Raw genomic sequence first — 25262 nt, 5'->3', positions numbered from 1 at the left:
GTCCATGTTTTTTATCATAAACTCCCCTTTTGACGCATAAGTTGAGTTGAAGAATAGTGGCAAAATGCCTACACAACTCATAGACTGTAAAGACTTTGCTAAGGAGGGAAAATCCTTGAAAATCCATATTGTCCAAAAAGGGGATACATTGTGGAAGATTGCCCAGAAATACAATGTGAACTTCGAAGAACTAAAGAAATCGAATTCACAACTAAGCAATCCTGACATGATTATGCCTGGAATGAAAATAAAAGTGCCGATGGCAGGAGTACCTGTCAAGAAAGAAAGCCAAGTGATGGGTGTGACGAAAGAAGCACCAAAACAAGTAATGGGAGTACAGGCGCCTAAAGCGCAGCATCCTTATAAGGAGATGCCTAAAAAGCCTGCGGTGAAAGAGCAACCGGTGAAAGAAGCTCCCAAAACTCCATACACACCGAAAATGCCGCAATTAAAGCCGTATTTTCCAGAAGTGGATGTAAATAACTATCTGACTGTTAATGTTCCGCATAAACAGCCTAATGAAAAAATGCCGAAGATGCCAAATATCAAAATGCCAAATGCGAAAATGCCAAACATAAAGATGCCAAATGTGAACATGCCTAATATCGGAATGGCTAATGAAAATATGCCAGTGAACATACCAAAACCTAAAGAAGAAAGTCCTGAAAGTCCGGAGCAAGTGATGGGAGTGCAACAGCCAGCAATGGAAGAGTGCTATCCTGTATCACCAGTACTGCCGGGAAGCGGTTTATGTCCTCCATGTCCTCCTAAACACCATCATCACCACCACGGATGGGGTCCAGGATGGGGTGGCGAAGGAATGGGTATGCCAGGGATGATGCCAGGGATGCAAGGAATGGGCATGCCAGGGATGATGCCAGGGATGCAAGGAATGGGCATGCCAGGGATGATGCCAGGGATGCAAGGAATGGGCATGCCGGGGATGATGCCAGGGATGCAAGGAATGGGTATGCCAGGGATGATGCCAGGAATGCAAGGAATGGATGGATCGCAAGTAATGGGGGTTCAGCAAGGCGAAGAATCTCCTGATGTGGATTACGGGCAAATGCAACAACAGATGATGCAGCAGATGCAACAACTGCAACAAATGGGGCAAATGCCGAATATGAGTAATGAAGAGATGGAGACTGCCGTAATGGGCGTTCAAGATCAAATGGCTCAAAACGGAATGCAGGGAATGGGCATGCCACAAATGATGCCAGGAATGCAAGGAATGGGTATGCCTGGAATGATGCCAGGGATGGGCATGCCGCAAATGATGCCTCAAGGAATGCCAATGGGACCAATGGGAGGCTATCCTTGCTATCCGATGGGGCCGGTTGCTCCAGGTTCAGGGTTCGGACAAATGGGCGGTGACCAGCAACAGCAACAAGTAGCAGGAGCAAGTTCCGGTGGAGATTGCGGTTGTGGAGCGCCTCAAGGATATCGAAATGATGTACCTTATGGGTATGCACCGTATGGATACCCTGTAGCTCCAGGTTATTATAATCCTCAAGGTTATGGCTACGGCTATACAGGTTACACAAATGAAGAGCGACATGAAGGATCAGATTTTGATGGTCCAGAAAATGATGATGAGAACTAATCAGCCGGTATTTAGAGACGATTTCAATAGAAATCGTCTTTTCTTTCGTCTCTCTCAGGAAACAAAGCTTACGATCCATTCCTACAATAAGATAAAAAACAATTTGTTTAAAATTCTTACTGGAGAAGGCATCTACGTTTTAAAGGGATATGAAGAATCTGGAAACCTCGAATCCATCATACGGTTTAGTCAGCATTTACATAAGAGCGGTTTTCATGCGGGGCTTATGTACGAGAAATTTAATGACGGCTTTTTTCTTCTCCATGAACAGGGCCGATACTGGGTGCTGTTAAAATATATCGAGCCAAAGAGAAAATTTAGTTTTTTAAAGGATGAGGATAGAGTGCAAGGACTTCTCACCCTCCAAAAATTTCACCTGCACAGTAAATCCATTCTTTCGAGCATTCCGTCTGACCTTCCAGAGGAAAACATGATAGCCAAATGGGAAAATCGACTTCAGGTTTTTGAAAGTAATCTTCCCTTTTTGATAAAGTGGTTTAATCCCCAAGTAATTGGTGAAATTGTATACTATAGCCACCTTTCTCTGAATAGGCTTTCAAAAGAATTTGTAAAAACAGAAGAAGTGGTTCTTCATGGGGATCTGGCAAGTCATAATTTTATTCGAACTGCAAATAATAAAGTGTATTTAATTGATTATGATCTGCTTTCTGTAGGAAGTGCCGAATGGGATTATGTGCAATATGCAAGCAGAATTCTCCCTTTCATCAAATGGAATCTTCCCCTTTTTCAAGCTCATTCTTCCTTTATTGATATGGGCAAAGAAACAAAATGGTTTGCGACGGGACTTTCTTTTCCCATGGACATTTTACGGGAGGGTAACCATTTTTCCAAAGCGATCGGCGATGAAGGGATGCCAAGCAGCTTCGCCAACCTTTCTTTCTTTATTTCTACCTGGGAATTGCGCAAACAATTTTTGACGAATTACAACAATCTGATACAATAATCAATATTGCTAAATGGAGGGAAGAATACGTAATGGAAGAAAAAATTGCCAAGTTGGTACAGTGGATACAAGAAAAAGTGAAAGATGCAGGCTTGAACGGAGCAATCGTCGGGGTAAGTGGAGGGATTGATTCTGCGGTCGTTGCTCATCTAATTAAACGGGCATTTCCGGAAGACTCCCTTGGTGTCATTATGCCATGTAAAAGTGATCCAAAAGATCAAGAATATGCACTGGAAGTCATTGAAAGCTGTGGAATCTCTCATACGACGGTGGACCTTTCAGAGACGCATACAGTCCTGTTTTCCACAATGGAAAAGCAGTTAAAGGAAAAGGGAGAATGGAACGAAGAAAGCGCCAGACTTGGAGACGCGAATACGAGGGCACGCCTTCGCATGACCACGCTTTATGCCGTGGCCAATAACTATGGCTATCTTGTAGTCGGTACAGACAATGCAGCGGAATGGCACACAGGCTATTTCACTAAATTTGGTGATGGAGGAGTGGACCTTGTTCCGCTTGTTCATTTTACTAAAGGAGAAGTCCGTGAAATGGCTAAAGTTCTTGGAGTGCCGGAGGGCATCATCAACAAGCCCCCAAGTGCCGGTTTATGGGAAGGTCAAACGGACGAAAATGAAATGGGAACAACTTACAATATGATTGACAGCTACCTTAAAGGGGAAGAAATTCCCGAAAAAGACAAGCAAATCATCGACAGAATGCATAAACGTACAGAACATAAACGTCAATTGGCATATGCCCCTCCAAAATTTTAAAAGCTTGGAGAGAACTAACAAAATAAAACACCCCTTAACTTGTCACCCTAAAGGAGAGTACATCTATTGTACTCAACTGACTCGTTAGGGGGTTTTTACATTGAGGAAGTCACTATTCACTGTAACCTCTGCGGCACTTTTAGTTGGCGGTCTAGCCGGATGCGGCCAAAAGGAAAGTGCAACAGACAATAGGTATTATGAGGAAACAAGACCTATTGGGTACTATACAAGCGAACACAATCCTTATGTAAACAATGACCGTACACGTCGCGAACCGGAAGAAAAGGGCAATGCCCGTCTTTTGGAAGATAATGATGGTCCATTAAACGAAATTTTGGACCGTTCTGTTGTCTATGACGAAAACAGAGTAAGACGTAACAAAGAGATTGGAGTCAGAGAAGCAAGAAACCGTAATGATCAAGGCGGTATGATGGATATCGGGTACGATTCGCCACATTATAGCCGTACGGACAAAAATTATCACGGCCATCTTAACGGGGTCGAGAATGTGGGCAACCCATCTTATTACAATAATTATGATGGGAAACTTGCTGACCGTATTGTGAAACAGGCTACAAAAGTAGAAGGTGTGGAAGATGCCCGTGTTCTCATCAATGGGAATGAAGTGCTTGTCGCGATAAATCCAGAAAATGGGACAGAAGATACACGCCAAGTAAAACGCGAGGTGCGTCAAGCAGTAGAGTCTCTTGTGAAAGATAAAGAGCTTCGCATTGCTGCTGATGCAAGTGTATACAGTACAGTCCGCAGTGTGGACAATGACTTGCGTAATGGAGAATGGCATTTGCATGATTTGGATCACACGATGCGTGGCATTTATCGCACCATGACAAGATAATGTAGGAGCAGCCTCTGTATTTTTAGGGGCTGTTTTTTTATGCAGAAAAATTCCCTTTAAGCTCATGGTTAATATTCCTAAATATGGTCAAACTAAAAAAGATGAGATCATCCATATTTAAGGAATAGAAATTAAACTAATGAGAATGTGAGGGGGCAATGTAACAATGAAACCCATCATAATTAAAAAGTGGATCCTTCTGGTAGTTGTGTTCGTTGCCGCATCTGGATTGCTTTATACGTTTGCCACTTATGAAGGTGCAGCAGATGAAAATGAATATGTGGACGAAGAAGTTCTAGAGGATGCGTTTGAAGTGAACGGTCCGTTATCATTGAAGGTCGTGTTAGAGCGCATCTATCTCGATGGCGAGGTCAGTGAAGAGATTTTAGATGAGACCGTTTGGGCAATGGAGGATTTCTGGGCTCAATACGAAGACTGGCAAGTAATTGACTTAGACGGGGAACAAGTTGTGTTCCAGCAATACGTGGATGATATCTCGCCGCTGTTGAAATCCAATGGATATTTTGGAATCTCTGAAGATGGAATTCTTACCATCTATGAAGGGAAGCCAACAGAAGCATCCAAAATCATACAATCCTTCTTCCAGATCGATGTAGGCAAACTCGAAAGCCATCAACATGAACAATTAAAGGGTGGAATCAGAGTGGTATCTAAAGATGATTATGTACAGGTGTTAGAGACATTCAAGCCATATACAACCAAAAAACAATAAACAGACCGGCACTTTGCTGGTCTGTTTTTGACGTTGATTGGAGATCATGGTGATTTGCCTTAACAATTCCTCTAAAATATGCTATCTTTTTCTTTTGAGCCGATTGTTTCTTCTATTCATGGTAAAATGAAGAGTAGAAGTAGAACGAAAAGGGGAGTAATTTTAGTTGATCGATTTTATTAGAGGTTTTGTGGAATATGTGTCACCGGAATATGTGGTGGTGGAAGTGATGGGAGTTGGGTATCAGGTGAATGCGCCAAACCCTTTCATTTATCAGGTGGACCGCGACAAAGAAGTGACCATTTATACATATCAGCATGTCAGGGAAGATATTTTGGCCCTTTATGGATTTAAAACAAGGGAAGATAAGAACCTGTTCATGAAGTTATTGAACGTAACGGGAATCGGTCCAAAAGGGGCGCTTGCCATTTTAGCATCAGGACAGCCTGCACAGGTAGTCCATGCCATTGAAAATGAAGACGAGAAATTCCTCGTTAAATTCCCGGGAGTGGGAAAGAAGACAGCCAGACAGATAATCTTAGATTTAAAAGGCAAACTGAATGATCTTGTTCCAAGCGCTTTCCCGGACTTGTTTCAGCCTGATGTAGAGATTAATGCATATGCGGCAACCAGTTCTGCCTTGGACGAAGCTATAGAGGCATTGAAAGTGTTAGGGTATGCGGATAAGGAAATCAAAAAAGTGGTGCCTGCCCTGAAGAAAGAGGACCTTTCAACAGATCAATATGTAAAACGCGCGTTACAGCTGCTCCTGAAATAATATGGAGCCTATTAATATGCTTCGGAAAGGGGGAACCACATGATGGATGAACGGATGGTATCTCAAGATGCGACCTTAGAGGAGCATTCTTTAGAATATAGTTTGCGACCGCAAACATTACAGCAATATATTGGTCAAGATAAAGTGAAGGAGAACCTCGAGGTGTTTATCCAAGCGGCAAAAATGAGACAGGAAACATTGGATCATGTGTTGCTTTACGGACCACCTGGACTTGGTAAAACGACACTAGCGGCCATCATTGCAAATGAGATGGGAGTTCAGCTTCGCACTACTGCAGGACCCGCCATCGAAAGGCCGGGAGATCTTGCGGCAATCTTATCTGCGTTAGAGCCGGGGGATGTCCTTTTTATAGATGAAATTCACCGTCTTCACCGCTCGATTGAAGAGGTCCTTTATCCAGCAATGGAGGATTATTGCCTTGATATCGTGATAGGAAAGGGACCAACCTCTAAATCTGTCCGTTTGGATCTTCCTCCTTTCACGCTTGTCGGAGCCACAACAAGGGTTGGTCTATTGACAGCACCGCTTAGAGACCGTTTCGGGGTACTGAGCAGGTTGGAATATTATAACGAAGAGCAGCTGACCGAGATTTGCCTGCGCACTGCACAAATTCTTGAGATTGGGCTTGAGCAAGACGCAGCTATAGAAATAAGCAGAAGAGCAAGGGGCACCCCGCGTATTGCCAATCGCCTGTTGCGCAGGGTCAGAGATTTTGCCCAAGTATTAGGAAAAGATACGATTAGTGCTTCCTTGGCAAAAGAGGCGTTGGACCGTTTACAGGTTGATAAACTGGGATTAGATCATATCGATCACAAACTATTGATGGGGATTATTGAAAAATTCCGGGGCGGTCCTGTCGGCGTGGATACCATCGCTGCAACCATCGGCGAAGAATCGCATACCATTGAAGATGTGTATGAACCGTACCTTTTGCAAATTGGATTTTTGCAACGGACCCCGCGCGGTAGGGTAGTGACGGACTTGGTATATCGTCATTTCAATATGGAGGTGCCAAAAGAATAATGGAACTGCCTAAAATGCTGATGGTGCTAGGAGCGGTACTATTAATAGTAGGACTCCTCTGGCAAGTGGTCGGAAAAATACCTGGAGACATCGTCGTCAAAAAAGGGAACGTCACATTCTTTTTCCCAATCGTAACCTCCATCATCATCAGCATCCTACTCAGTCTAATATTTTATTTCATTGGCCGATTTAGATAAAAAATAGTCTACCTGTAGACTGAAAGTGCAAGGTGTGAGACTCCTCGAAAATGCTAACGCATTTTCTTCGTGCGATGTAATGCTGTCGCAGCGTTCCTTGTCCTGCGGGGAAACGGTAGGTTGAGACCTCTGAAGCGTTGTGAGGAGGCTTAAGCACCGTCCTTTGGATAAGCGAACACCTGGAACGGAAGGATACAGGAGTCAACGAAATACTCTAAGATAGCAAACAAGAAAAGGTGACACTATGAAGATAGATTTATTTGATTTTCACTTACCAGAAGAACTTATCGCACAAACACCATTAGAACAAAGAGAAGCATCTCGCCTGATGGTGCTCAACAAAGAAACTGGGGCACTAACGCACGAACCCACTTTCCGTTCCATAATGGATTATGTTAACGAAGGCGACTGCCTTGTCTTGAACGACACAAGAGTCCTGCCTGCACGTCTTTTTGGGGTCAAAAGTGAAACAGGAGCAAAAATTGAAGTTCTCCTTTTAAAACAGCTCGAAGGCGACACATGGGAAACCCTCATTAAACCTGCCAAGCGTGTAAAAGAAGGCACGATTGTATCATTTGGTGACGGAAGACTGACTGCTGTATGCACCGGCGAAAGCGAACATGGCGGAAGAAAACTTGATTTCCGTTATGAAGGCATCTTTTATGAAGTGCTGGATAGCCTTGGAGAAATGCCGTTACCTCCTTACATTAAGGAACAATTGGAAGACCGAGACCGTTATCAGACGGTTTTTGCCAGAGAAACAGGTTCAGCTGCTGCACCGACTGCCGGTCTGCATTTTACAGAAGAATTGCTACAAGCATTGAAGGATAAAGGCGTTCATACCGCATTCATTACTCTTCACGTAGGACTTGGAACATTCCGTCCTGTAAGTGTGGATACCGTGGAAGAGCATGACATGCATGCAGAATTCTACCAGGTGTCAGAAGGAACAGCCCGCCTTTTGAATGATGTCCGAAGTAAGGGTGGCAGAATTATCACAGTGGGTACCACCTCCACACGAACACTAGAAACCATCGCCCGTGATCACGGTGAGTTTAAAGAGGCAAGCGGTTGGACAAACATATTCATATACCCAGGTTACAAGTTTGCAGCCATTGACGGTATGATCACAAACTTCCACCTGCCAAAATCAACCTTGATCATGCTGGTCAGCGCACTTGCCGGCCGTGACCACGTCATGCACGCCTACGAAGAAGCCGTAAAAGAACGGTACCGCTTCTTCAGCTTCGGCGACGCCATGCTAATACTTTAATTAAAAATGAAAGAGGCTGTTTCTTTTGTAATAAAGGTCCCCCTGTAGATTGAAGTGCAGGATGTGAGACTCCAGCGGGGGGAAACGGTAGGTTGAGACCCCACAGGCGAAGCCGAGGAGGCTCAAGCACCGTCCCGCGGAAAGCGAACATCCGGAACGGAAATCTACAGGAGTCCGAGAGAACACTTTTTTAAAGTTTTATAGAAATCCTAAGGAGAATACCATGACAGCAATCAGATACGAACTAATCAAAACATGTAAACAAACAGGCGCACGCCTTGGAATCGTCCACACCCCACACGGAAGCTTTGAAACACCAGTATTCATGCCAGTAGGAACACTTGCGACAGTCAAAACAATGTCCCCAGAAGACGTGAAAGCAATGGGAGCAGGCATCATCCTGAGCAACACCTATCACCTATGGCTGCGTCCAGGCAACGAAATCGTCAAAGAAGCAGGCGGACTGCACAAATTCATGAACTGGGACCGCGCCATTCTTACGGACTCAGGTGGTTTCCAAGTATTCAGCCTGAGTGACCTCCGCAAGATCGAAGAAGAAGGAGTTCACTTCCGCAATCACATGAATGGAGACAAACTTTTCCTATCGCCAGAAAAAGCGATGCATATCCAAAACGACCTTGGATCTGACATCATGATGGCATTTGACGAGTGTCCTCCATACCCTGCAACACATGAATACATGAAAAAATCCGTAGAGCGTACATCACGCTGGGCTGAACGCTGCTTAGAAGCACATCAACGTCCGCAAGACCAAGGACTGTTTGGTATCGTTCAAGGTGGGGAATTCGAAGACCTGCGTAAATTAAGTGCTCAAGACCTTGTTTCGATGGACTTCCCAGGCTATGCTGTTGGGGGACTATCGGTGGGAGAGCCAAAAGATGTGATGAACCGCACTCTTGAGTTCACAACTCCATGGTTACCGACAGATAAGCCGCGCTACCTGATGGGTGTTGGATCTCCTGACTCCCTGATTGATGGAGCGATTCGCGGGATTGATATGTTTGACTGTGTATTGCCGACTAGAATTGCCCGAAATGGGACATTAATGACAAGTGAAGGCCGTTTGGTTGTGAAGAATGCGAAGTTCGCACGTGACTTTGGACCGCTTGATCCAGAGTGTGACTGCTATACTTGCACAAATTATTCCAGAGCTTACATCCGTCACCTAATCAAATGTGACGAAACTTTGGGAATTCGTCTTACAACTTACCATAACCTTTATTTTCTGGTAAAATTAATGGAGAATGTCAGACAAGCGATCAGAGAAGATCGTCTGGGGGACTTCAAAGAAGAGTTTTTTGAGAAATATGGATTCAATAAACCGAATGCAAAGAACTTCTAAAATCTCTTCCCATACATGACTGATGAGAAAGGAGGCGTTACAACATGGAAGGAATGGCTGGTGCTATTTTACCTTTAGTATTAATGTTTGCTATTTTCTACTTCTTGTTAATTCGCCCACAACAAAAGCGTCAAAAGCAAGTTCGTGAAATGCAGACTAGCCTGCAAAAAGGGGACAAAGTTGTTACAATCGGTGGATTACACGGTATCGTGGATGCATTGGATGAGGACAAGATTGTCATCAAAGCAGGAGACGGATCTCGTCTTACATACGACCGTCAAGCGGTTAGAGATGTAGTTCAAGACTAATGAATAAAGAGCATGTTCCCTTGTTGGGTCATGCTCTTTTTTTCTATGCTTTTGAGGTATAACCACCGCTAACATTCACTCCGATAATTCCCCCAAGAGCGGCTGTTCCGATAAAACCAAGGTGAAACAACATCTGATGCATGGTGAACAGGGAGTCGTTGCCTAAATACTGAAAAAGAAAAATGACAAGCGTGTAGGCACCGCCTGTTGCTCCGCCAAGCAGCCATCCTTTTTCTTTTCCTCTGCCACCAGAAATGAATCCACCGATAAACAGCGTAATAAACGATAAGGTCACAATGATCCATGCCACACTAGTTTCTTGAAGTGACGTGAACCGCAATAGTAAGGAAAATATAAAACTGATGACAACTGCCAACATAAAAACGGTAATCAAGCCGTACATGATAGCTAAACCTAGTCGTTTTGATTCCATGTGTAGTTTTCCCCTTTCATAGTACATGCTAAGTAATACAAGCATATTCACCAGAAAGACATATTAGAATATAAATATTTTTTGGGTGAAAACTAAGGATATTAGTGTCTATTTTCAGGGGGAGGTGGGTGTATTGGAAGAATACATATTGATTATCGCAAGAACCATTTTTCTTTATGTCCTTATTCTTATCATCTTCCGTGTAATGGGTAAAAGAGAAATAGGAGAACTTAGTGTCTTGGACCTGGTCGTCTTTATTATGATTGCCGAGATGGCTGTTATGGCTATTGAGAATCCGAAAGACCCACTGATTCATTCGCTGTTACCAATGTTTTTACTAATGGGAATACAAATATTGCTCGCCTTTGTATCGTTAAAAAGTCAACGTTTCAGAGATCTTATTGATGGGAAACCGAGTGTCATTATCAATAATGGCAAGATAGATGAAGAGGCGATGAAAAAACAACGATATAACTTTGATGATCTCCTTGTTCAGCTTAGGGAAAAGAATGTAAAAAATGTGGCTGATGTAGAATTCGCCATTCTTGAACCATCAGGAAAGCTATCGGTATTCGAAAAAGAGACAAAAAGGGAAGAGGAAACTATTCCTGACGAAGAGGGCTCCATGAATCTGCCGCTCATTATGGACGGAGTCATTCAAGAAGAACATTTAAAGAATATAGGTAAAACAAACCTTTGGCTAAGGCAACAACTCAGATCTCTTGGGTACAAAGATATTCAAAAGATTTCCTATTGCAGCTATGATAAGGGAGCGCTTTTTGTCGATTTAATGGATGAGTAAAGGAAAGAGACGGGGTGTCCAGAATGAAAATTACCAGACACCCCAAGAGGTTAATCTCTTTATTTAGCCAACCACTTTTTTAAAAATGGCAGCCTTGCAAGTTCTTCTCTTTTTACTAATCCAAAAATCAATAATAATACGAGATACAACAGGCATGTCAGGATTATCATCAACCCGCTCCGTTGTCCCACTCCAAGACCTAACAGGAAATGATCGACCATCCACATTCCTGCTATCACGCAAATCCCCATTGTAATAAAGCTTTTTACATAATCTCGAACGTAAAGGGAGTAGTTAAGGGCCTTCATGATGGTAGCCATATGCAGTAGGGTAACCAGCATCATACCTATGACAATACCAAGTGCCGCACCCATTATCCCAAAAGCCGGCTTACTTGCCAAAACAAAGATGACAGCTGTTTTTACCGCAGCACCAATGAAACTATTGATCATCGCAGCTTTTGCAAGATCGAGTGCCTGCAGTGTTGCCTGCAAAGGCCCCTGGAAATAGTAGAATAAAAAGAATGGTGCCATCACTTTAATGTAAATGGCCGCTTTGCTGCTGCCATACATCAATAACATGATAGGATCCGCATAGACAAAGAGAAGTACCACGGCTAGTCCACCCGTGACAAAAGAAAGCCTCAATGCCTGTTGAAGGCGATGTTCAATTAGGATGTTATTTTTCTTTGCTGCTGCTTCACTTATTGCAGGAACGAGGGCAGTGGATAAGGAATAAGTAATAAAAGACGGCAACATCATCAACGGAAGGGCAAAACCGACTAGTTCTCCGTACTGTTTGGTGGCCATGGCTGTAGCGACGCCGGCAATAGCTAAGCTTTGGGCCACTACAATCGGCTCAAAAAACCAGGCAATAGAGCCGATCATCCGGCTTCCCGTTGTCGGTAGGGCTATTCGCATCAAATCACGGAATGTTTCTTTTCCTTCGCCAACATAGTTAAAAAACTTGCGACGCAAACGAAATGATTTTTTGTTTTTGAAAACAAAAAGCATATATAGCAAAGACATCAGTTCTCCAACGACTGCGGAAAGCATGGCGCCTGCAGCTGCATATTCTATTCCGTATGGTAGCAGTGCTTTGGTACATGCGGCGACCAAAGAAATCCTGACCACCTGTTCAATGACTTGTGAGATGGCGGATGGTTTCATGTTCTGCCTGCCTTGGAAATAGCCGCGAAGAACAGACGAGATGGCGATGATTGGAACTACAGGAGCAATAGCCATCAATGGATAATAGGTTCTTGGATCTGTAAATAAGTTATTGGATAAGTATGGAGCGAGGAGAATCATGGCGGGAGTGAAAATAATGCTGAGTGCTCCTGTCGTGGCAAGGGATACGACCAAAATCTTTTTGATCTTCCGATGGTTACCCTGTGCTTCCGCCTCTGCGACCAATTTGGAGATGGCAACAGGCAGACCCAATTGGGTAATGGTAATGGTCAGTACAAGTGTAGGTACCGCCATCATATAAAGACCCACGCCTTCCTCGCCAATAAACCTTGCCACCACTATCCTGTTTACAAACCCCAAAACCCTTGTAATCAGTCCGGCAATGATTAATATTAAGGTCCCTCTTAAAAATGTTTGCTTTGTCATGCCATTCCCTGCCTTCTCAATTACTGACTTATCATATACAATTATCTATATGCACAAGAGTGGGCCAAGCATGACAAGGAAAGCAACAGCAGTTGTAAAAGATTGATAAAAATAGAGTGATTTGAATGGGGGTTCAATGAACGATGAAGAAGAATGCAACTGACCATGCTTACGACCTGTTCCGATATGAATTAGGTCCTGTCCTACAAAGCAAGCTGGAGGAATTTCAGCTTTTTGGGTACGACACGATAACAGAGGATGCACTTTGGGAGTGCCTGACAAAAAAGAAGTGGAAGAAACCCGAAACAAAAAGATTGTTCGAGCTTGTGAACGATGTATACAGTTTATCGCTTTCCGATTACATGAGTTACATCACGATCGAGGCATACAAAGCACCAAATTACTTTGAAAATCAAAATAATTAAATTTTCAGCAAAAATTGACAGACAATAATAGATGAATCATAATGGTACATGATGGCATTGAATCGGCTTTTATTGAACATTTTTACATAATTTTTCGTGAAGCATGTCAGAAGCCAAGTGTCCATAATACGGAATTATTTCATCGATTGTAAGTGCAGAAGGAGGATTTTTCACGCATGGTCAAAAGAGGACGGATCGTTGCATTCTTTTTACTTCTTATTCTAATTGGAAGCACAATTGGAGTGTTTACGAACCCAATTACAAAAGATATTAAACTTGGTCTTGATCTTCAAGGGGGCTTTGAGGTCCTTTATGAAGTAAAACCTATCAATGAAGATAGTAAAGTGGACCGTGATTTGCTTGTTAGTACGGTTAGTGCCCTTAATAAACGTGTCAACGTTTTGGGAGTCAGCGAACCGAACATTCAAATTGAAGGCGATGATCGTATCCGCGTCCAGCTTGCCGGAGTGGAAGACCAGTCAAAGGCAAGGGAACTTTTATCCACCGAAGCAAAATTAACCTTCCGTGATGTGGATGACAATCTATTGATGGATGGTTCAGCTTTGGCAGAGGGTGGAGCAAGTCAGTCCTTTGACCAAAATAATGCACCAAGTGTGGCTCTTACACTTCGTTCTGCATCTGAGTTTGGGGATATCACACGTCAAGTCCGTGATATGGGAATTGGAAGCAACCTGATGGTTATTTGGTTGGATTTCGAAGAAGGCGTGGATTCATATGAAGCCGAATCAGCAAAAGCGGATCCTAAGTATCTTTCAGCAGCTCAAGTTACCCAAGTCTTAAATCAAACAAACGTACAGATTACAGGGAACTTCTCGATTGAATCTGCCAAAGAATTAGCAGACCTTCTAAATGCCGGGTCCTTACCGGTAGAGTTGGAAGAGATTTACTCCACTTCTGTTGGAGCCAAATTTGGAGAAACAGCACTTCAGAAAACAGTGCTTGCCGGAATCATCGGTATCAGTGTGATCTTGATCTTTATGCTTGTGTATTACCGTTTGCCTGGATTGGTTGCGGTAGTAACATTAAGTACGTATATTTTCTTGATTTTACTTGTGTTCGAATTGATGAATGGGGTGCTGACCTTACCGGGAATTGCTGCATTGATTCTTGGTGTGGGTATGGCAGTAGACGCCAATATCATTACCTATGAACGCATAAAAGAAGAACTAAAGCTTGGCAGATCTGCGATGTCCGCCTTCCGGGCAGGAAGCAGAAACTCGTTTTCAACCATTTTGGATGCCAACCTGACAACGCTTCTTGCAGCAGGGGTAATGTTCGTCTACGGAACAAGTTCTGTTAAAGGATTCGCAACGATGTTGATTGTCAGTATCCTATTAAGCTTCATTACTGCTGTGTTCGGTTCAAGACTTCTTCTTGGACTATGGGTGAACAGTAGATTCATGAATAATAAGCCACATCTGTTCGGTGTGAAAAAAGAGGATATCCTTGACATCAATATGACGGATGAGAACACAGAGCCTCCAAACCGTTTTGAAAACTGGGATTTCTTGAAGCATCGTAAAAAGTTCTTTATGCTTTCAGGTGCTTTGATTGTTGCCGGGATTATCGTACTTGCGGTTTTCCGTTTGAACCTGGGAATTGATTTTGCAGCCGGAACAAGGGTGGAAATATTAAGTGAGACAAGCCTGAAAGCGGAAGAAATTACAGAAGAATTAGCTTCCATTGGCTTGGAGCCTAAAGATGTAGTGCTTGCAGGTAATAATAATGAAATAGCGGTTGCTAGATATGTGGATGATTTTTCACAAACAGAAATAGCAGAAATTAAAGAGTATGTGAAGAATAAATACGGAGAAGAACCTAGTGTCAGCACTGTTTCCCCAACTGTTGGTGAGGAACTTGCAAGGAATGCGTTCTTCGCCATCCTGATAGCTGCCGTGGGAATCATAATCTATGTAACCATCCGATTTGAATGGATGTTTGCACTGGCAGCCATTGTGGCCCTGTTCCATGACGCATTCTTTATCGTTGCATTCTTCAGTTTAACAAGACTTGAAGTGGATATTACGTTCATTGCAGCCTTGTTGACGATTGTCGGTTACTCTATCAATGACACCATTGTTACGTTTGACCGGATTCGTGAAAATCTGAAAAAGAAAAAGCGCGTTAAAACATATGAAGATCTAGAAAAAATTGTAAATAAAAGTTTACAGCAAACCTTTGTACGATCTATTAATACGGTTGGAACAGTAGTTATTGCCGTTATTGCCTTGCTTATTTTCGGCAGTGAGTCGATTACGAACTTCTCCATCGCCTTATTAGTTGGATTGGTCGTCGGTACGTATTCCTCTCTATTCATCGCTTCACAACTATGGATGAATTGGAAATACAAACAAATCTCTAAACCAAAGAAAGCTTCTGAAGAAGATCCAGAGCCAGAGGTATAATGAAAAATGTCACAGTGGCAAAACGTGCCCTGTGACATTTTTATTTCATAAGTTTTAAGAGGGATATGCTCTATTTCGGGTACAATAGAAAGTAGAGAATGAATGCAAAGGGGTGTCGTACGTAATGGAACATAATGAACGATTTAAAAAAGCCGAATTTGCAGCCCTCGTAGGTGTGGTGGGGAACATCGTATTAGCCGCATTGAAAGCTTGGGCAGGAGTTGTAGCAAACAGTCGAGCCCTTGTTGCAGACGCTGTTCACTCTGCGTCGGATGTTGCAGGGTCCTTAGCAGTTTACATAGGTTTGAGGGCAGCCAAGCAGCCACCTGATGAAGACCATCCATATGGCCATGGAAAGGCGGAAAATATAGCTGCCATCATTGTTGCGGTACTTTTATTAATCGTCGGCTTTGAAATCGGAAAATCATCTTTTCAAGCTTTTTTCGAACCGATCCAGGCACCAAAGGCTTTGGCTATTTATGTAGTTGTTTTTTCCATCATTGTAAAAGAAATAATGTTTCGATATAAGTACAGTTTGGGAAAAAGAATAAAGAGTGATGCTATCATTGTTAACGCGTATGAACATCGGTCCGACGTTTTTTCCTCAATCGCCGCACTGATAGGAATTGCCGGTGCTGTATTGGGAGGGTATATCGGAGTTGATTGGTTAGTATATCTAGATCCTGTAGCAGGAATTGTTGTAGCTCTTATGATAATAAAGATTTCTTGGCAGCTAGGCTCAGAATCCATTCACAATACGATGGACCATGTTATGCATGAGGAAGATACGGAAGAGTTCCGGGAGGTTGTCTTGACTGTCCCTGGGGTTATGAAAATTGACAGCTTGCATGCAAGGGAACATGGTCATTATGTCATCATTGATTTGAAAATTTCCGTAGATCCATACATTACGGTGGAAGATGGTCATAAAATAGGGAAGAACGTGAAAGCAGAACTCATGGAAAATAGAGAAGTGCAGGACGTGTTTGTGCACATCAATCCATACTCTGAATAAGAGGTAGAGGGGGATATTTTTATGAAGACGCAATGGTACCTATTGGCTGGAGTGCTCTTTACGATAGTTGTTGCTATTTTTGCGGTATTAAATGTGGCGCCTGTCGAGGTGAATTATTTATTTGGTACGGCGGAATGGCCGTTGGTGTTAGTCATACTGTTCTCCACTTTAATGGGAATTGTCATTGCAGGATCTATCGGGATTTATCAGGTGGTCATGGTGAAAAGGAGGCTGCAGCAGAAGCATGCTGAGGCATCTGTGGAAACACCGGTATCTTCTGAGCCGGTAACTGACAAAGAGAGTGCGGTAGAAACAGTAGGGGAGAGACGCAGGTCGCGGTAGGTGTGCGGTACCAGACCCCAATATTAGGTGTGATAAGAATTTTAAGTATCAGTTTTTGGGGTCAGGTACCTGTAAAAAAGGTGTGTTTTTTTAAAAAACATGCTTTTTTTGTTGTGGAAAAATGGTTCGGACATTTATGTTCTTTGTTCGGTCAATTTTTGTTGGAATTTCGAAGGCTTCGGACATTTTGGGGTGGTCTTTGGACAAATATACTAGGGGGTCGGTCATTTGAAATTTTGGTTCGGTCAACTTTTGAAAATCTTTGGACAAATTCGCGGGATCTTCGGTCAACTTTCGGAAAACTTCGGTCAAAATCGGAAAATCTTCGGACATTTGTTAGAATCAGCAACAAAACATAAACGATTGATAAAAAAAATTAAGAGCTTAAGTGCGGTACCAGACCCCAGCAGTAGGTTTGGTAAGTACAAAGGTTGTTTGTCTTTGGGGTCAGGTACCCTTTTTAGACCCATTGAAGCTACCACAACTCTCTTGTATAATTAGTTAGGCTAAGGGAGGAATTAGTTTGTTAGCTTCTAAATCTAGGTGGAATGTAAATGAGTCAAGTAGTGAGCAAGTTGAACAGTTAGCAGCTTCATTGGATATTGCCCCTCTTATTGCTTCACTTTTGGTAAACAGAGGGTTTGACACAATAGATACAGCAAGAGAATTTTTATATACAGATGATCAAGAATTCCATGATCCTTTTTTAATGGAGGATATGGATAAGCTTGTGGAAAGAGTAAATAGAGCAATAACAAACGAAGAGAAGATTCTTGTGTTCGGTGATTATGATGCAGATGGAGTCAGCAGCACCACCGTTATGGTGACTGCTCTACGTGAAGTTGGTGCACTGGTTGATTTTTATATCCCGAATCGCTTTACAGAAGGTTATGGGCCCAATGAAAATGCCTTTAAACAAGCAAAAGAAAACGGATATTCTGTCATCATTACAGTTGATACAGGAATCTCGGCCATCTATGAGGCAAAAGTGGCGAAGGAATTAGGGGTGGACCTTATCATTACTGACCACCATGAACCTGGTCCGGAGTTGCCTGATGCTTTTGCGATCATTCATCCTAAAAAAGAAACGTGCTCCTACCCGTTTGATGACCTGGCTGGTGTCGGTGTTGCCTACAAAGTGGCGCATGCGTTGCTCGGAAAAAATCCAGAGCACCTTCTGGATGTGGCTGCCATTGGTACCATTGCAGACTTGGTTCCATTAGTTGGAGAGAATAGATTGCTTGCGTCTAAAGGAATTAAAAAGATGCAGCAAACCACACGGGTCGGACTGAAGGCTCTTCTCCAAAAGTGTGGCGTTGAATTGCACACCGTAACAGAAGAAACGGTAGGGTTTTCGATTGGGCCGAGAATCAATGCGGTAGGACGACTGGATAATGCAGATCCAGCTGTACATCTCCTGATGACAAATGATCTTGAAGAAGCCAAAATGCTTGCAGAAGAAATGGAAAGTTACAACAAAGAAAGACAGCAAATAGTGACTCAAATTACAGAAGAAGCGATCCAACAGGTGGAAGAGAAATACCCGCCTGAAGAGAATGGTTTCATTATAGTGGAGGGAAGTAATTGGAATGCAGGAGTGATCGGGATAGTAGCCTCACGCCTCGTCGACCGCTTTTACAGGCCGACCATCGTGCTAAGCCTTGATGAGGAAAAAGGGTTGGCAAAAGGATCTGCCCGTTCCATTACTGGTTTTGACCTCTTTGAGAACCTTTCAGAGTGTCGTGATATTTTGCCTCATTTTGGTGGGCATCCGATGGCGGCAGGAATGACATTAAAAATGGAAGATGTGGATGAACTCAGACGAAGAATGAATCAAAAGGCATTAGAAATTCTGACAGAGGAAGATTTCACCCCTATTACGGAAGTGGATATTGAATGCAAGGTGGAAGAGGTAACACTTGGAACAATCGAGCAGTTGGAAATGCTTGCCCCATTCGGTGTGGCCAATCCAAAACCGAAAGTGCTGGTTAAAGGTGTTCTGCCACAGCAAATTCGTCAAATCGGAAATAAAAGCAACCACCTGAAACTTGTCATTGAACAGGAAGGGACTTCGCTTGATTGTGTAGGTTTTGGCTTTGGAGAAACGTATCATCATGTCTCCCCGGGGGCTTCCCTTGACGTGTTAGGAGAACTCTCCATCAATGAATGGAACAATTTCCGCAAGCCGCAACTATTTTTAAAAGATATCAGAGTGGCAGATTGGCAGCTGTTTGATATTCGTTCAATCAAACAATTGAATCAAACATTAGATGGAATAGATAAAAATAAACTCCACATCCTATATTTTAACGAATCAACGCTCGATGAAATAAACCTGCATGCTGAGTTGCGACCATATGCAAGTATGGTAACAGAGGGCACTTATGAAGATGTGACAGGAAAGTATATCGTCATCTTGGATATCCCGGCTGAAGAAGAGCTCCTATCGAATTTATTAGATAACAGTACACCAGAAAGAATTTACGCTTCTTTCTATCAAAAGGAAAATCATTTCTTCTCTACGATTCCAACAAGGGAACACTTTAAATGGTTTTACGCATTACTTGCTAAAAAGGGGTCCTTTGATCTTAAAAAGCATGCAGAAGATATAGCCAAACATCGCGGCTGGTCAAAAGAAACAGTGGATTTCATATCACAGGTGTTTTTTGACTTAGAATTTGTTACAATAGACAAGGGTTTTATCGCGTTAAACCATGCAGCGAAAAAACGGGACTTTGAAGAGTCTCCAACTTATCGTAAAAAGCAACAGCAAGTGATGCTTGAAAACTTGTTTTTATACTCTTCATATAAACAATTAAAAGCGTGGTTTGATCAGCATCTAACCAAGCAATGCACTGTTCATTCATAGGAGGAAAATAGAAGATGGATTTAAAGAAATTCGTAACAATCGTTCCTGATTGGCCAAAACCTGGTATACAGTTTAAGGATATTACAACGTTAATGGACAATGGTGACGCATACCGTTATGCAACTGACCAAATCGTTGAATATGCTCGCGATAAAGAAGTAGATTTAATTGTTGGACCGGAAGCACGTGGATTTATCATCGGTTGTCCGGTAGCGTATTCTCTAGGAGTTGGCTTTGCGCCGGTTCGTAAAGAAGGGAAGCTTCCACGTGAAGTAGCTCGTGTTGAATACGGTTTGGAGTACGGTAAAGATGTACTAACTATCCACAGAGATGCGATCAAGCCTGGTCAACGCGTATTAATCACAGATGATCTGCTTGCAACAGGTGGTACAATCGAAGCGACAATCAAGCTTGTTGAAGAGCTTGGCGGAGTAGTTGCAGGTATTGCATTCCTTATCGAGCTATCCTACTTAGATGGACGCAACAAGTTAGACGGATTCGATATCCTTACATTAATGAAATATTAATTTTTTCTAAAGAACTAGGGCAATGGGATTGCTCTAGTTTTTTTCATATATGATTATAACTGCCTAGTACTATTTCCTGCCCTCCTAAATAAAATGAAATGATAGGTAAAAAGACCGCTTTTATTAGAAAAGTATATTTTTTACACCAATTCCTGAAAAATCTGTCGACAAATCTTTATTTTTCCCTCATAATCTCTTTACATCTACATAAAATTTCACGATAATAAAAACAATATACTTTTTTGTTCTATTCAAGTAAAGAACGAAAGAATCTTGACCATAATGTTAAGAAACTTATATGACTACAATAAGCGCTAGCGCTTTTTAATAGGATTTGTTTAGAAAATAAAAAAAGAAAGTCAAAAAGGTGAGTAGAAATATGGCAAATGAGCAAGTATTAACTGCAGACCAGGTGATAGATAATGCAAGGCGCTATCTAAAGGGTGAGGACATCGCCTTTTTGGAGAGAGCGTATGAGTTTGCGAAAAACGCTCATGCAGAACAGTATCGTAAATCCGGTGAGCCTTATATCATACATCCAATACAGGTCGCAGGAATCCTTGTGGACCTTGATCTAGATCCATCCACCATTGCGGCTGGGTTTCTTCATGATGTTGTAGAAGATACGGCCGTTTCCTTGGAAGAGATCAAGCAAGCCTTTAATGCCGAAGTCGCAATGCTTGTCGACGGTGTGACCAAGCTTGGGAAAATCAAGTACAAGTCCCATGAAGAGCAACAGGCGGAAAACCACCGGAAAATGTTTGTGGCAATGGCGCAGGATATCCGCGTCATTTTAATCAAGCTTGCAGACCGCCTTCATAACATGAGGACGTTGAAACACCTTCCGCAAGAAAAGCAACGGAGGATTTCAAACGAAACCCTTGAAATTTTCGCACCGCTTGCCCATCGCTTGGGGATCAGTAAAATTAAGTGGGAACTTGAGGATACGGCTTTACGTTATTTGAACCCACAACAATATTACCGCATCGTTAACCTGATGAAACGCAAGCGTGCAGAGCGTGAGCAGTATATTTCTGAGGTTATGAATGAAGTAAACGACCGTCTTGAAGAAGTAGAGATCACTGCAGAGCTATCCGGTCGTCCGAAGCATATTTATAGCATCTATCGTAAAATGGCTAAGCAAAATAAGCAGTTTAGCGAAATTTACGATTTATTAGCTGTGCGCATCATCGTGAACAGCATTAAAGACTGTTATGCCGTCCTCGGAATCATTCACACATGCTGGAAACCGATGCCTGGCCGCTTTAAAGATTATATTGCCATGCCAAAACCGAATATGTACCAGTCCCTGCATACGACCGTCATCGGACCAAAAGGGGATCCTTTGGAAGTGCAGATCCGCACAAGCGACATGCACCAGATTGCCGAGTACGGAATTGCTGCGCACTGGGCGTACAAAGAAGATAAAGAAGCGGACGACCGCGCATCTTTTGAAGAAAAATTAACATGGTTCCGCGAAATCCTTGAGTGGCAAAACGATGCTACAAATGCAGAAGAATTCATGGAGTCTTTAAAAATCGACTTGTTCTCGGATATGGTATTTGTTTTCACGCCAAAAGGGGATGTTATCGAGCTTCCTAGCGGTTCCGTGCCAATTGATTTCTCTTACCGAATTCATTCTGAAATTGGAAACAAGACAATTGGTGCCAAAGTGAACGGAAAAATGGTCACATTGGATTATAAATTAAAAACTGGTGATATCATTGAGATCCTGACGTCCAAGCATTCCTACGGACCAAGTCAGGACTGGTTGAAACTTGCTCAAACTTCCCAGGCGAAAAATAGAATTCGACAGTTCTTTAAGAAGCAGCGCCGTGAGGAAAATGTGGAAAAAGGCCGTGACCTTGTTGAAAAAGAAATCAAGGGAATGGACTTTGACTTGAAGGAAATCTTGAATGCCGAAAACATTAACAGGGTTTCTGAAAAGTTCAACTTCATGACAGCAGATGATATGTTTGCCGCAGTCGGTTATAACGGAATCACCGCTCTTCAAGTGGCCAACCGTCTGACTGAAAAGCAACGTCGTCAGCGTGATAAAGAACAACAAATCACAGATATAACTGAAAATGCAGAGAAAAAGAAGACGGCTCCTGTTAAAAAACGCAAGGACGCTGGTGTTGTTGTACAAGGAATCGACAGTTTGCTCGTTCGTCTTTCTAAGTGTTGTAATCCTGTACCGGGGGATGAGATTGTAGGTTTCATCACAAGAGGACGCGGGGTGTCTGTACACCGTTCAGATTGTGCAAATGTTGAAGCGGAAGGTACCACTGACCGTCTGATTGATGTTGATTGGGAAAGCGATGTAAAAGACAACCGTGAGTACAATGTGGAAATCGAAATAACAGGCTATGATCGCCGTGGCTTGTTGAATGAAGTTCTGCAAGCTGTTAATGAAACGAAGACCGATATTACGGCAGTTTCCGGCCGTTCTGATCGTAACAAGATGGCAACCATTCACATGGCAATTGCCATCCACAATATTAACCATCTGCATAAAGTGGTGGAGCGAATCAAACAGATTTCCGATATTTATGCTGTTCGAAGAATTATGCAGTAAGTAAGTGAGGTTTTGATAGGATGAAGGTTGTATTACAAAGAGCAAAAAGAGCAGAAGTGCGCGTAGATGGGGAAGTAGTAGGGAAAATAGACCGTGGTTTGATGCTGCTTGTCGGCGTTACGCATGAAGATACTCCTCAGGATGCAGTTTATATTGCGGAAAAAGTGGCCAACCTCCGCATTTTTGAAGATGAACAGGATAAAATGAACCTTTCCCTACTTGATGTGAAAGGCCAGATTCTGTCTGTTTCACAATTCACCTTATATGGCGACTGCCGTAAGGGACGCCGCCCGAATTTCATGGATGCGGCTAAGCCTGACCATGCAGAAACCATCTATGAAGCGTTCAACGAAGAATTGCGCGGCAAAGGCGTGACGGTGGAGACAGGCCGGTTCGGTGCCATGATGGACGTGGATTTTGTCAATGACGGTCCGGTAACGTTGATTTTGGAAAGTAAATAATTTTTGAAGCTAAAAAGAGGACCTGAAATCATAGGTCCTCTTTCTTTTTTTAACTAATTAGTTCCCTCTAAAATACTGAGCCAACCCCTGATATATTGCAGTCGATGCCCGTTCCTGGAAATCTCCTGAAAGGGCGGTTATTTCCTCTCCGCGGTTACTGATATACCCAAGTTCTAAAAGAAGGGAAGGTTGCATGCTTTCTCTCAATACTAAGTAATTTTCTTGACGTACTTCTCTGTCTCGTAAATTCGTAAATTGTACAAGAGAGGAATGTACACTATCCGCCAAGTCCTTATCAGAAGAGCCATAATAGTAAGTTGTGGTTCCGGTAACGCTTGTATCATCAATACTATCATAATGCAGGCTAAGGAAAGCATCTGCACCATGATAGTTTGCCATCTGCGGTCTGGATTGCAATGGGACGGATGTATCAGACATTCTAGTCATGTACACCGTCGCACCTGCAGCTTTCAACTTGTCTTGTAAGAGTAGCGAAGTTCGAAGTGTTAGATCCTTTTCAAACGTTCCTTGCGCACCAATTGCTCCAACATCCCGGCCACCGTGACCAGGGTCTATGACTATCACCTTATTAGATAAATATTGTTCTGCACCGGCCCTTTTAATGCTGGTGGCGTTTCCTTTCGTTGCCACGATCCATCCAGCAACATAGCCTTCCGATCCGTCATGTAGCTTTATTTTGTACCAGTTGTCTTCCAAAGCAACAATGGAGAATTCCTCTCCCTCATCTGCACGCACTATCACTTTGGAATCGGTGGAAGGTGCACTTCTAATATTGGTCGCATCATCCACGATTACAATGGTTCCATCAGTTCTTTGAGATGGAGTTGGAGATGAAACGCCGCTTTTTTCTAGAAACCATCCAGCTATCCAGCCTGTTTTCCCATTGTCATATTCTATTTCACACCAGTTGTTTCTCTCGCTGATGACCATCACCACAGTACCTTCTGCTAGCTGATCGGTTACTTTTCCGTTAAGTGTCGGTTCACTTCTTACATTAAGGCCTGCTACCTTAATGGTTGCTTCCGCTTTTGGAGAGCCTGACCTTTGCGAGGCGGAAGGGGTTTTCATCATATTTGCGTAATCACTATGTATCCAGCCGACTGTCCCGTTAAAGGAGATGTTCAACCATTCGCCACGGGTTGCAAGGACATCTACCTGCTGACCGCTCGATAAAGAGCCAAGCACTTCACTATTGGTAGTTGGTTCACTTCTGATGTTCAAGCCGTCTGTCGTGATGGTGGCACTTTGACCACTTGTTTGTTCGGTTTCTTCGGTCTCGTCCGTTTCAGGTGGTGTTTCCTCTTGTTGTTCTTTCTTCCTCTTCTTCTTGGCAAGAATCGTCACAAACTCTTTCGCCACCCAACCTTCCACTCCGTCAAAATGAACCTTCACCCAGTTTTCATTTTCTTCTAGGTATTGTACCGAAGTAGCGTTTGTATGAAGAAATCCTACAACAGAAAAATTTGTGCCTGGTCCTGATCGAACACGAAGGTCATCGGTCAAGACTTGAACATCCGCACCATCGCTTGATCTAGATGCAGTGGAACGAGCTCCGTTGCTGCTTTCTGTCACAAGAAATGATGCTACCCATCCGGTCTTTGAAGAAGTGACTTGAATCCTCAGCCATTCTCCTTGGCTCTCTACAACCGGGTAGGATTCACCTCGTTGCACTTTGGAGACGATAACGCCATTTGCATCAGGTGTTTCCCTTACGTTTAACACGTCTGTTGCCACTACGACCGTTCTATTAGCCTGCACAGTGGAAGGGTCCAAAAAGGAAAAGATGGTAGAAAATAATAAAAGTGCAATAAGAAAAATATGTACTTTGTGACCCAAATTTTGTCCTCCTTAA

At 42.9% G+C, this 25262-nt stretch carries 24 protein-coding genes; 21 read left to right on the top strand and 3 right to left on the bottom strand.

The annotated features are described in order from the left end of the window. The first annotated feature begins 115 nt into the window (after nucleotides 1-115). From safA to yajC, 11 genes are all read left to right on the top strand, one after another. Complete coding sequence (safA, locus tag LG307_RS16135) at nucleotides 116-1606, top strand: SafA/ExsA family spore coat assembly protein (protein WP_404444044.1); 1491 nt, start codon at nucleotides 116-118, stop codon at nucleotides 1604-1606. Continuing rightward, nucleotides 1560-2570, top strand: coding sequence for a phosphotransferase (locus tag LG307_RS16130; protein WP_404444041.1), 1011 nt, complete (start codon nucleotides 1560-1562; stop codon nucleotides 2568-2570). The genes safA and LG307_RS16130 overlap by 47 nt, the downstream gene beginning before the upstream one ends. A 32-nt stretch (nucleotides 2571-2602) precedes the next feature. Next, entirely contained in the window at nucleotides 2603-3343 is a 741-nt protein-coding gene (gene nadE, locus LG307_RS16125; protein ID WP_404444038.1) for an NAD(+) synthase, read from the top strand. Nucleotides 3344-3443: 100 nt separating this feature from the next. Next, the gene (locus LG307_RS16120; RefSeq protein WP_404444036.1) at nucleotides 3444-4199 is read left to right on the top strand and encodes a YhcN/YlaJ family sporulation lipoprotein; all 756 of its coding nucleotides are present in this window, start codon (nucleotides 3444-3446) and stop codon (nucleotides 4197-4199) included. Nucleotides 4200-4365: 166 nt separating this feature from the next. Beyond that, a complete protein-coding gene (locus LG307_RS16115) occupies nucleotides 4366-4932 on the top strand; it encodes a BofC C-terminal domain-containing protein (RefSeq protein ID WP_404444034.1) in 567 nt (188 codons plus the stop codon). Nucleotides 4933-5098: 166 nt separating this feature from the next. After that, nucleotides 5099-5710, top strand: coding sequence for a Holliday junction branch migration protein RuvA (gene ruvA / locus LG307_RS16110; RefSeq protein ID WP_404444031.1), 612 nt, complete (start codon nucleotides 5099-5101; stop codon nucleotides 5708-5710). Between the two features lie 42 nt (nucleotides 5711-5752). Then, nucleotides 5753-6754, top strand: a complete 1002-nt coding sequence (ruvB, locus tag LG307_RS16105) for a Holliday junction branch migration DNA helicase RuvB (protein WP_404450477.1) — start codon at nucleotides 5753-5755, stop codon at nucleotides 6752-6754. Beyond that, complete coding sequence (locus tag LG307_RS16100) at nucleotides 6754-6951, top strand: DUF2905 domain-containing protein (protein ID WP_404444027.1); 198 nt, start codon at nucleotides 6754-6756, stop codon at nucleotides 6949-6951. The genes ruvB and LG307_RS16100 overlap by 1 nt, the downstream gene beginning before the upstream one ends. Before the next feature lie 244 nt (nucleotides 6952-7195). Continuing rightward, nucleotides 7196-8224 carry a tRNA preQ1(34) S-adenosylmethionine ribosyltransferase-isomerase QueA gene (gene queA / locus LG307_RS16095; protein ID WP_404444024.1) on the top strand — a complete coding sequence of 343 codons (1029 nt, stop codon included), beginning with the start codon at nucleotides 7196-7198 and terminating at the stop codon, nucleotides 8222-8224. Nucleotides 8225-8447: 223 nt separating this feature from the next. Next, complete coding sequence (gene tgt / locus LG307_RS16090) at nucleotides 8448-9587, top strand: tRNA guanosine(34) transglycosylase Tgt (protein ID WP_404444022.1); 1140 nt, start codon at nucleotides 8448-8450, stop codon at nucleotides 9585-9587. Nucleotides 9588-9631: 44 nt separating this feature from the next. Further along, a complete protein-coding gene (gene yajC / locus LG307_RS16085) occupies nucleotides 9632-9895 on the top strand; it encodes a preprotein translocase subunit YajC (protein ID WP_010195975.1) in 264 nt (87 codons plus the stop codon). Nucleotides 9896-9938: 43 nt separating this feature from the next. On the opposite strand, the gene LG307_RS16080 is transcribed toward yajC, so the two are convergent. Continuing rightward, nucleotides 9939-10328, bottom strand: a complete 390-nt coding sequence (locus LG307_RS16080; RefSeq protein WP_404444019.1) for a TIGR04086 family membrane protein — start codon at nucleotides 10326-10328, stop codon at nucleotides 9939-9941. 133 nt (nucleotides 10329-10461) lie between these two features. On the opposite strand from LG307_RS16080, the gene LG307_RS16075 reads away from it, so the two are divergent. Further along, on the top strand, nucleotides 10462-11130 hold the full coding sequence (locus LG307_RS16075; protein WP_404444017.1) for a DUF421 domain-containing protein: 669 nt from the start codon (nucleotides 10462-10464) through the stop codon (nucleotides 11128-11130). 59 nt (nucleotides 11131-11189) lie between these two features. On the opposite strand, the gene spoVB is transcribed toward LG307_RS16075, so the two are convergent. Beyond that, nucleotides 11190-12746 carry a stage V sporulation protein B gene (gene spoVB, locus LG307_RS16070; RefSeq protein ID WP_404444015.1) on the bottom strand — a complete coding sequence of 519 codons (1557 nt, stop codon included), beginning with the start codon at nucleotides 12744-12746 and terminating at the stop codon, nucleotides 11190-11192. Between the two features lie 143 nt (nucleotides 12747-12889). Here spoVB and LG307_RS16065 point away from each other — a divergent pair, with 143 nt between their 5' ends. The 9 genes from LG307_RS16065 to dtd all read left to right on the top strand — a co-directional run bounded on the left by LG307_RS16065 (nucleotide 12890) and on the right by dtd (nucleotide 23389). Beyond that, entirely contained in the window at nucleotides 12890-13171 is a 282-nt protein-coding gene (locus LG307_RS16065; protein ID WP_404444013.1) for a post-transcriptional regulator, read from the top strand. A gap of 176 nt (nucleotides 13172-13347) precedes the next feature. Beyond that, a complete protein-coding gene (secDF, locus tag LG307_RS16060) occupies nucleotides 13348-15597 on the top strand; it encodes a protein translocase subunit SecDF (RefSeq protein ID WP_404444010.1) in 2250 nt (749 codons plus the stop codon). Between the two features lie 124 nt (nucleotides 15598-15721). Then, entirely contained in the window at nucleotides 15722-16612 is an 891-nt protein-coding gene (locus LG307_RS16055) for a cation diffusion facilitator family transporter (protein ID WP_404444008.1), read from the top strand. A gap of 21 nt (nucleotides 16613-16633) precedes the next feature. After that, nucleotides 16634-16954 carry a lipopolysaccharide assembly LapA domain-containing protein gene (locus LG307_RS16050; RefSeq protein WP_404444006.1) on the top strand — a complete coding sequence of 107 codons (321 nt, stop codon included), beginning with the start codon at nucleotides 16634-16636 and terminating at the stop codon, nucleotides 16952-16954. Nucleotides 16955-17182: 228 nt separating this feature from the next. Then, the gene (locus tag LG307_RS16045) at nucleotides 17183-17455 is read left to right on the top strand and encodes a hypothetical protein (protein ID WP_404444005.1); all 273 of its coding nucleotides are present in this window, start codon (nucleotides 17183-17185) and stop codon (nucleotides 17453-17455) included. A 22-nt stretch (nucleotides 17456-17477) separates the two neighbouring features. Then, nucleotides 17478-19823, top strand: coding sequence for a single-stranded-DNA-specific exonuclease RecJ (gene recJ, locus LG307_RS16040; protein ID WP_404444003.1), 2346 nt, complete (start codon nucleotides 17478-17480; stop codon nucleotides 19821-19823). 14 nt (nucleotides 19824-19837) lie between these two features. Continuing rightward, nucleotides 19838-20350 (top strand): adenine phosphoribosyltransferase, encoded by a 513-nt coding sequence (locus tag LG307_RS16035; protein ID WP_404444000.1) that lies wholly within the window; start codon nucleotides 19838-19840, stop codon nucleotides 20348-20350. Between the two features lie 379 nt (nucleotides 20351-20729). After that, nucleotides 20730-22928, top strand: coding sequence for a RelA/SpoT family protein (locus LG307_RS16030; RefSeq protein WP_404443997.1), 2199 nt, complete (start codon nucleotides 20730-20732; stop codon nucleotides 22926-22928). A 20-nt stretch (nucleotides 22929-22948) separates the two neighbouring features. Continuing rightward, on the top strand, nucleotides 22949-23389 hold the full coding sequence (dtd, locus tag LG307_RS16025; protein ID WP_404443993.1) for a D-aminoacyl-tRNA deacylase: 441 nt from the start codon (nucleotides 22949-22951) through the stop codon (nucleotides 23387-23389). A gap of 57 nt (nucleotides 23390-23446) precedes the next feature. Here the strand turns inward: dtd and LG307_RS16020 are convergent, their stop codons facing one another. Then, nucleotides 23447-25246 carry an SH3 domain-containing protein gene (locus LG307_RS16020; protein WP_404443990.1) on the bottom strand — a complete coding sequence of 600 codons (1800 nt, stop codon included), beginning with the start codon at nucleotides 25244-25246 and terminating at the stop codon, nucleotides 23447-23449. Nucleotides 25247-25262 lie beyond the last annotated feature (16 nt).

Origin of the sequence: Sutcliffiella horikoshii, from assembly GCF_044809035.1 — a bacterium.
Lineage (GTDB): Bacteria > Bacillota > Bacilli > Bacillales > Bacillaceae_I > Sutcliffiella_A > Sutcliffiella_A horikoshii_G.
This window is presented reverse-complemented; position numbering and strand designations above follow the sequence as displayed.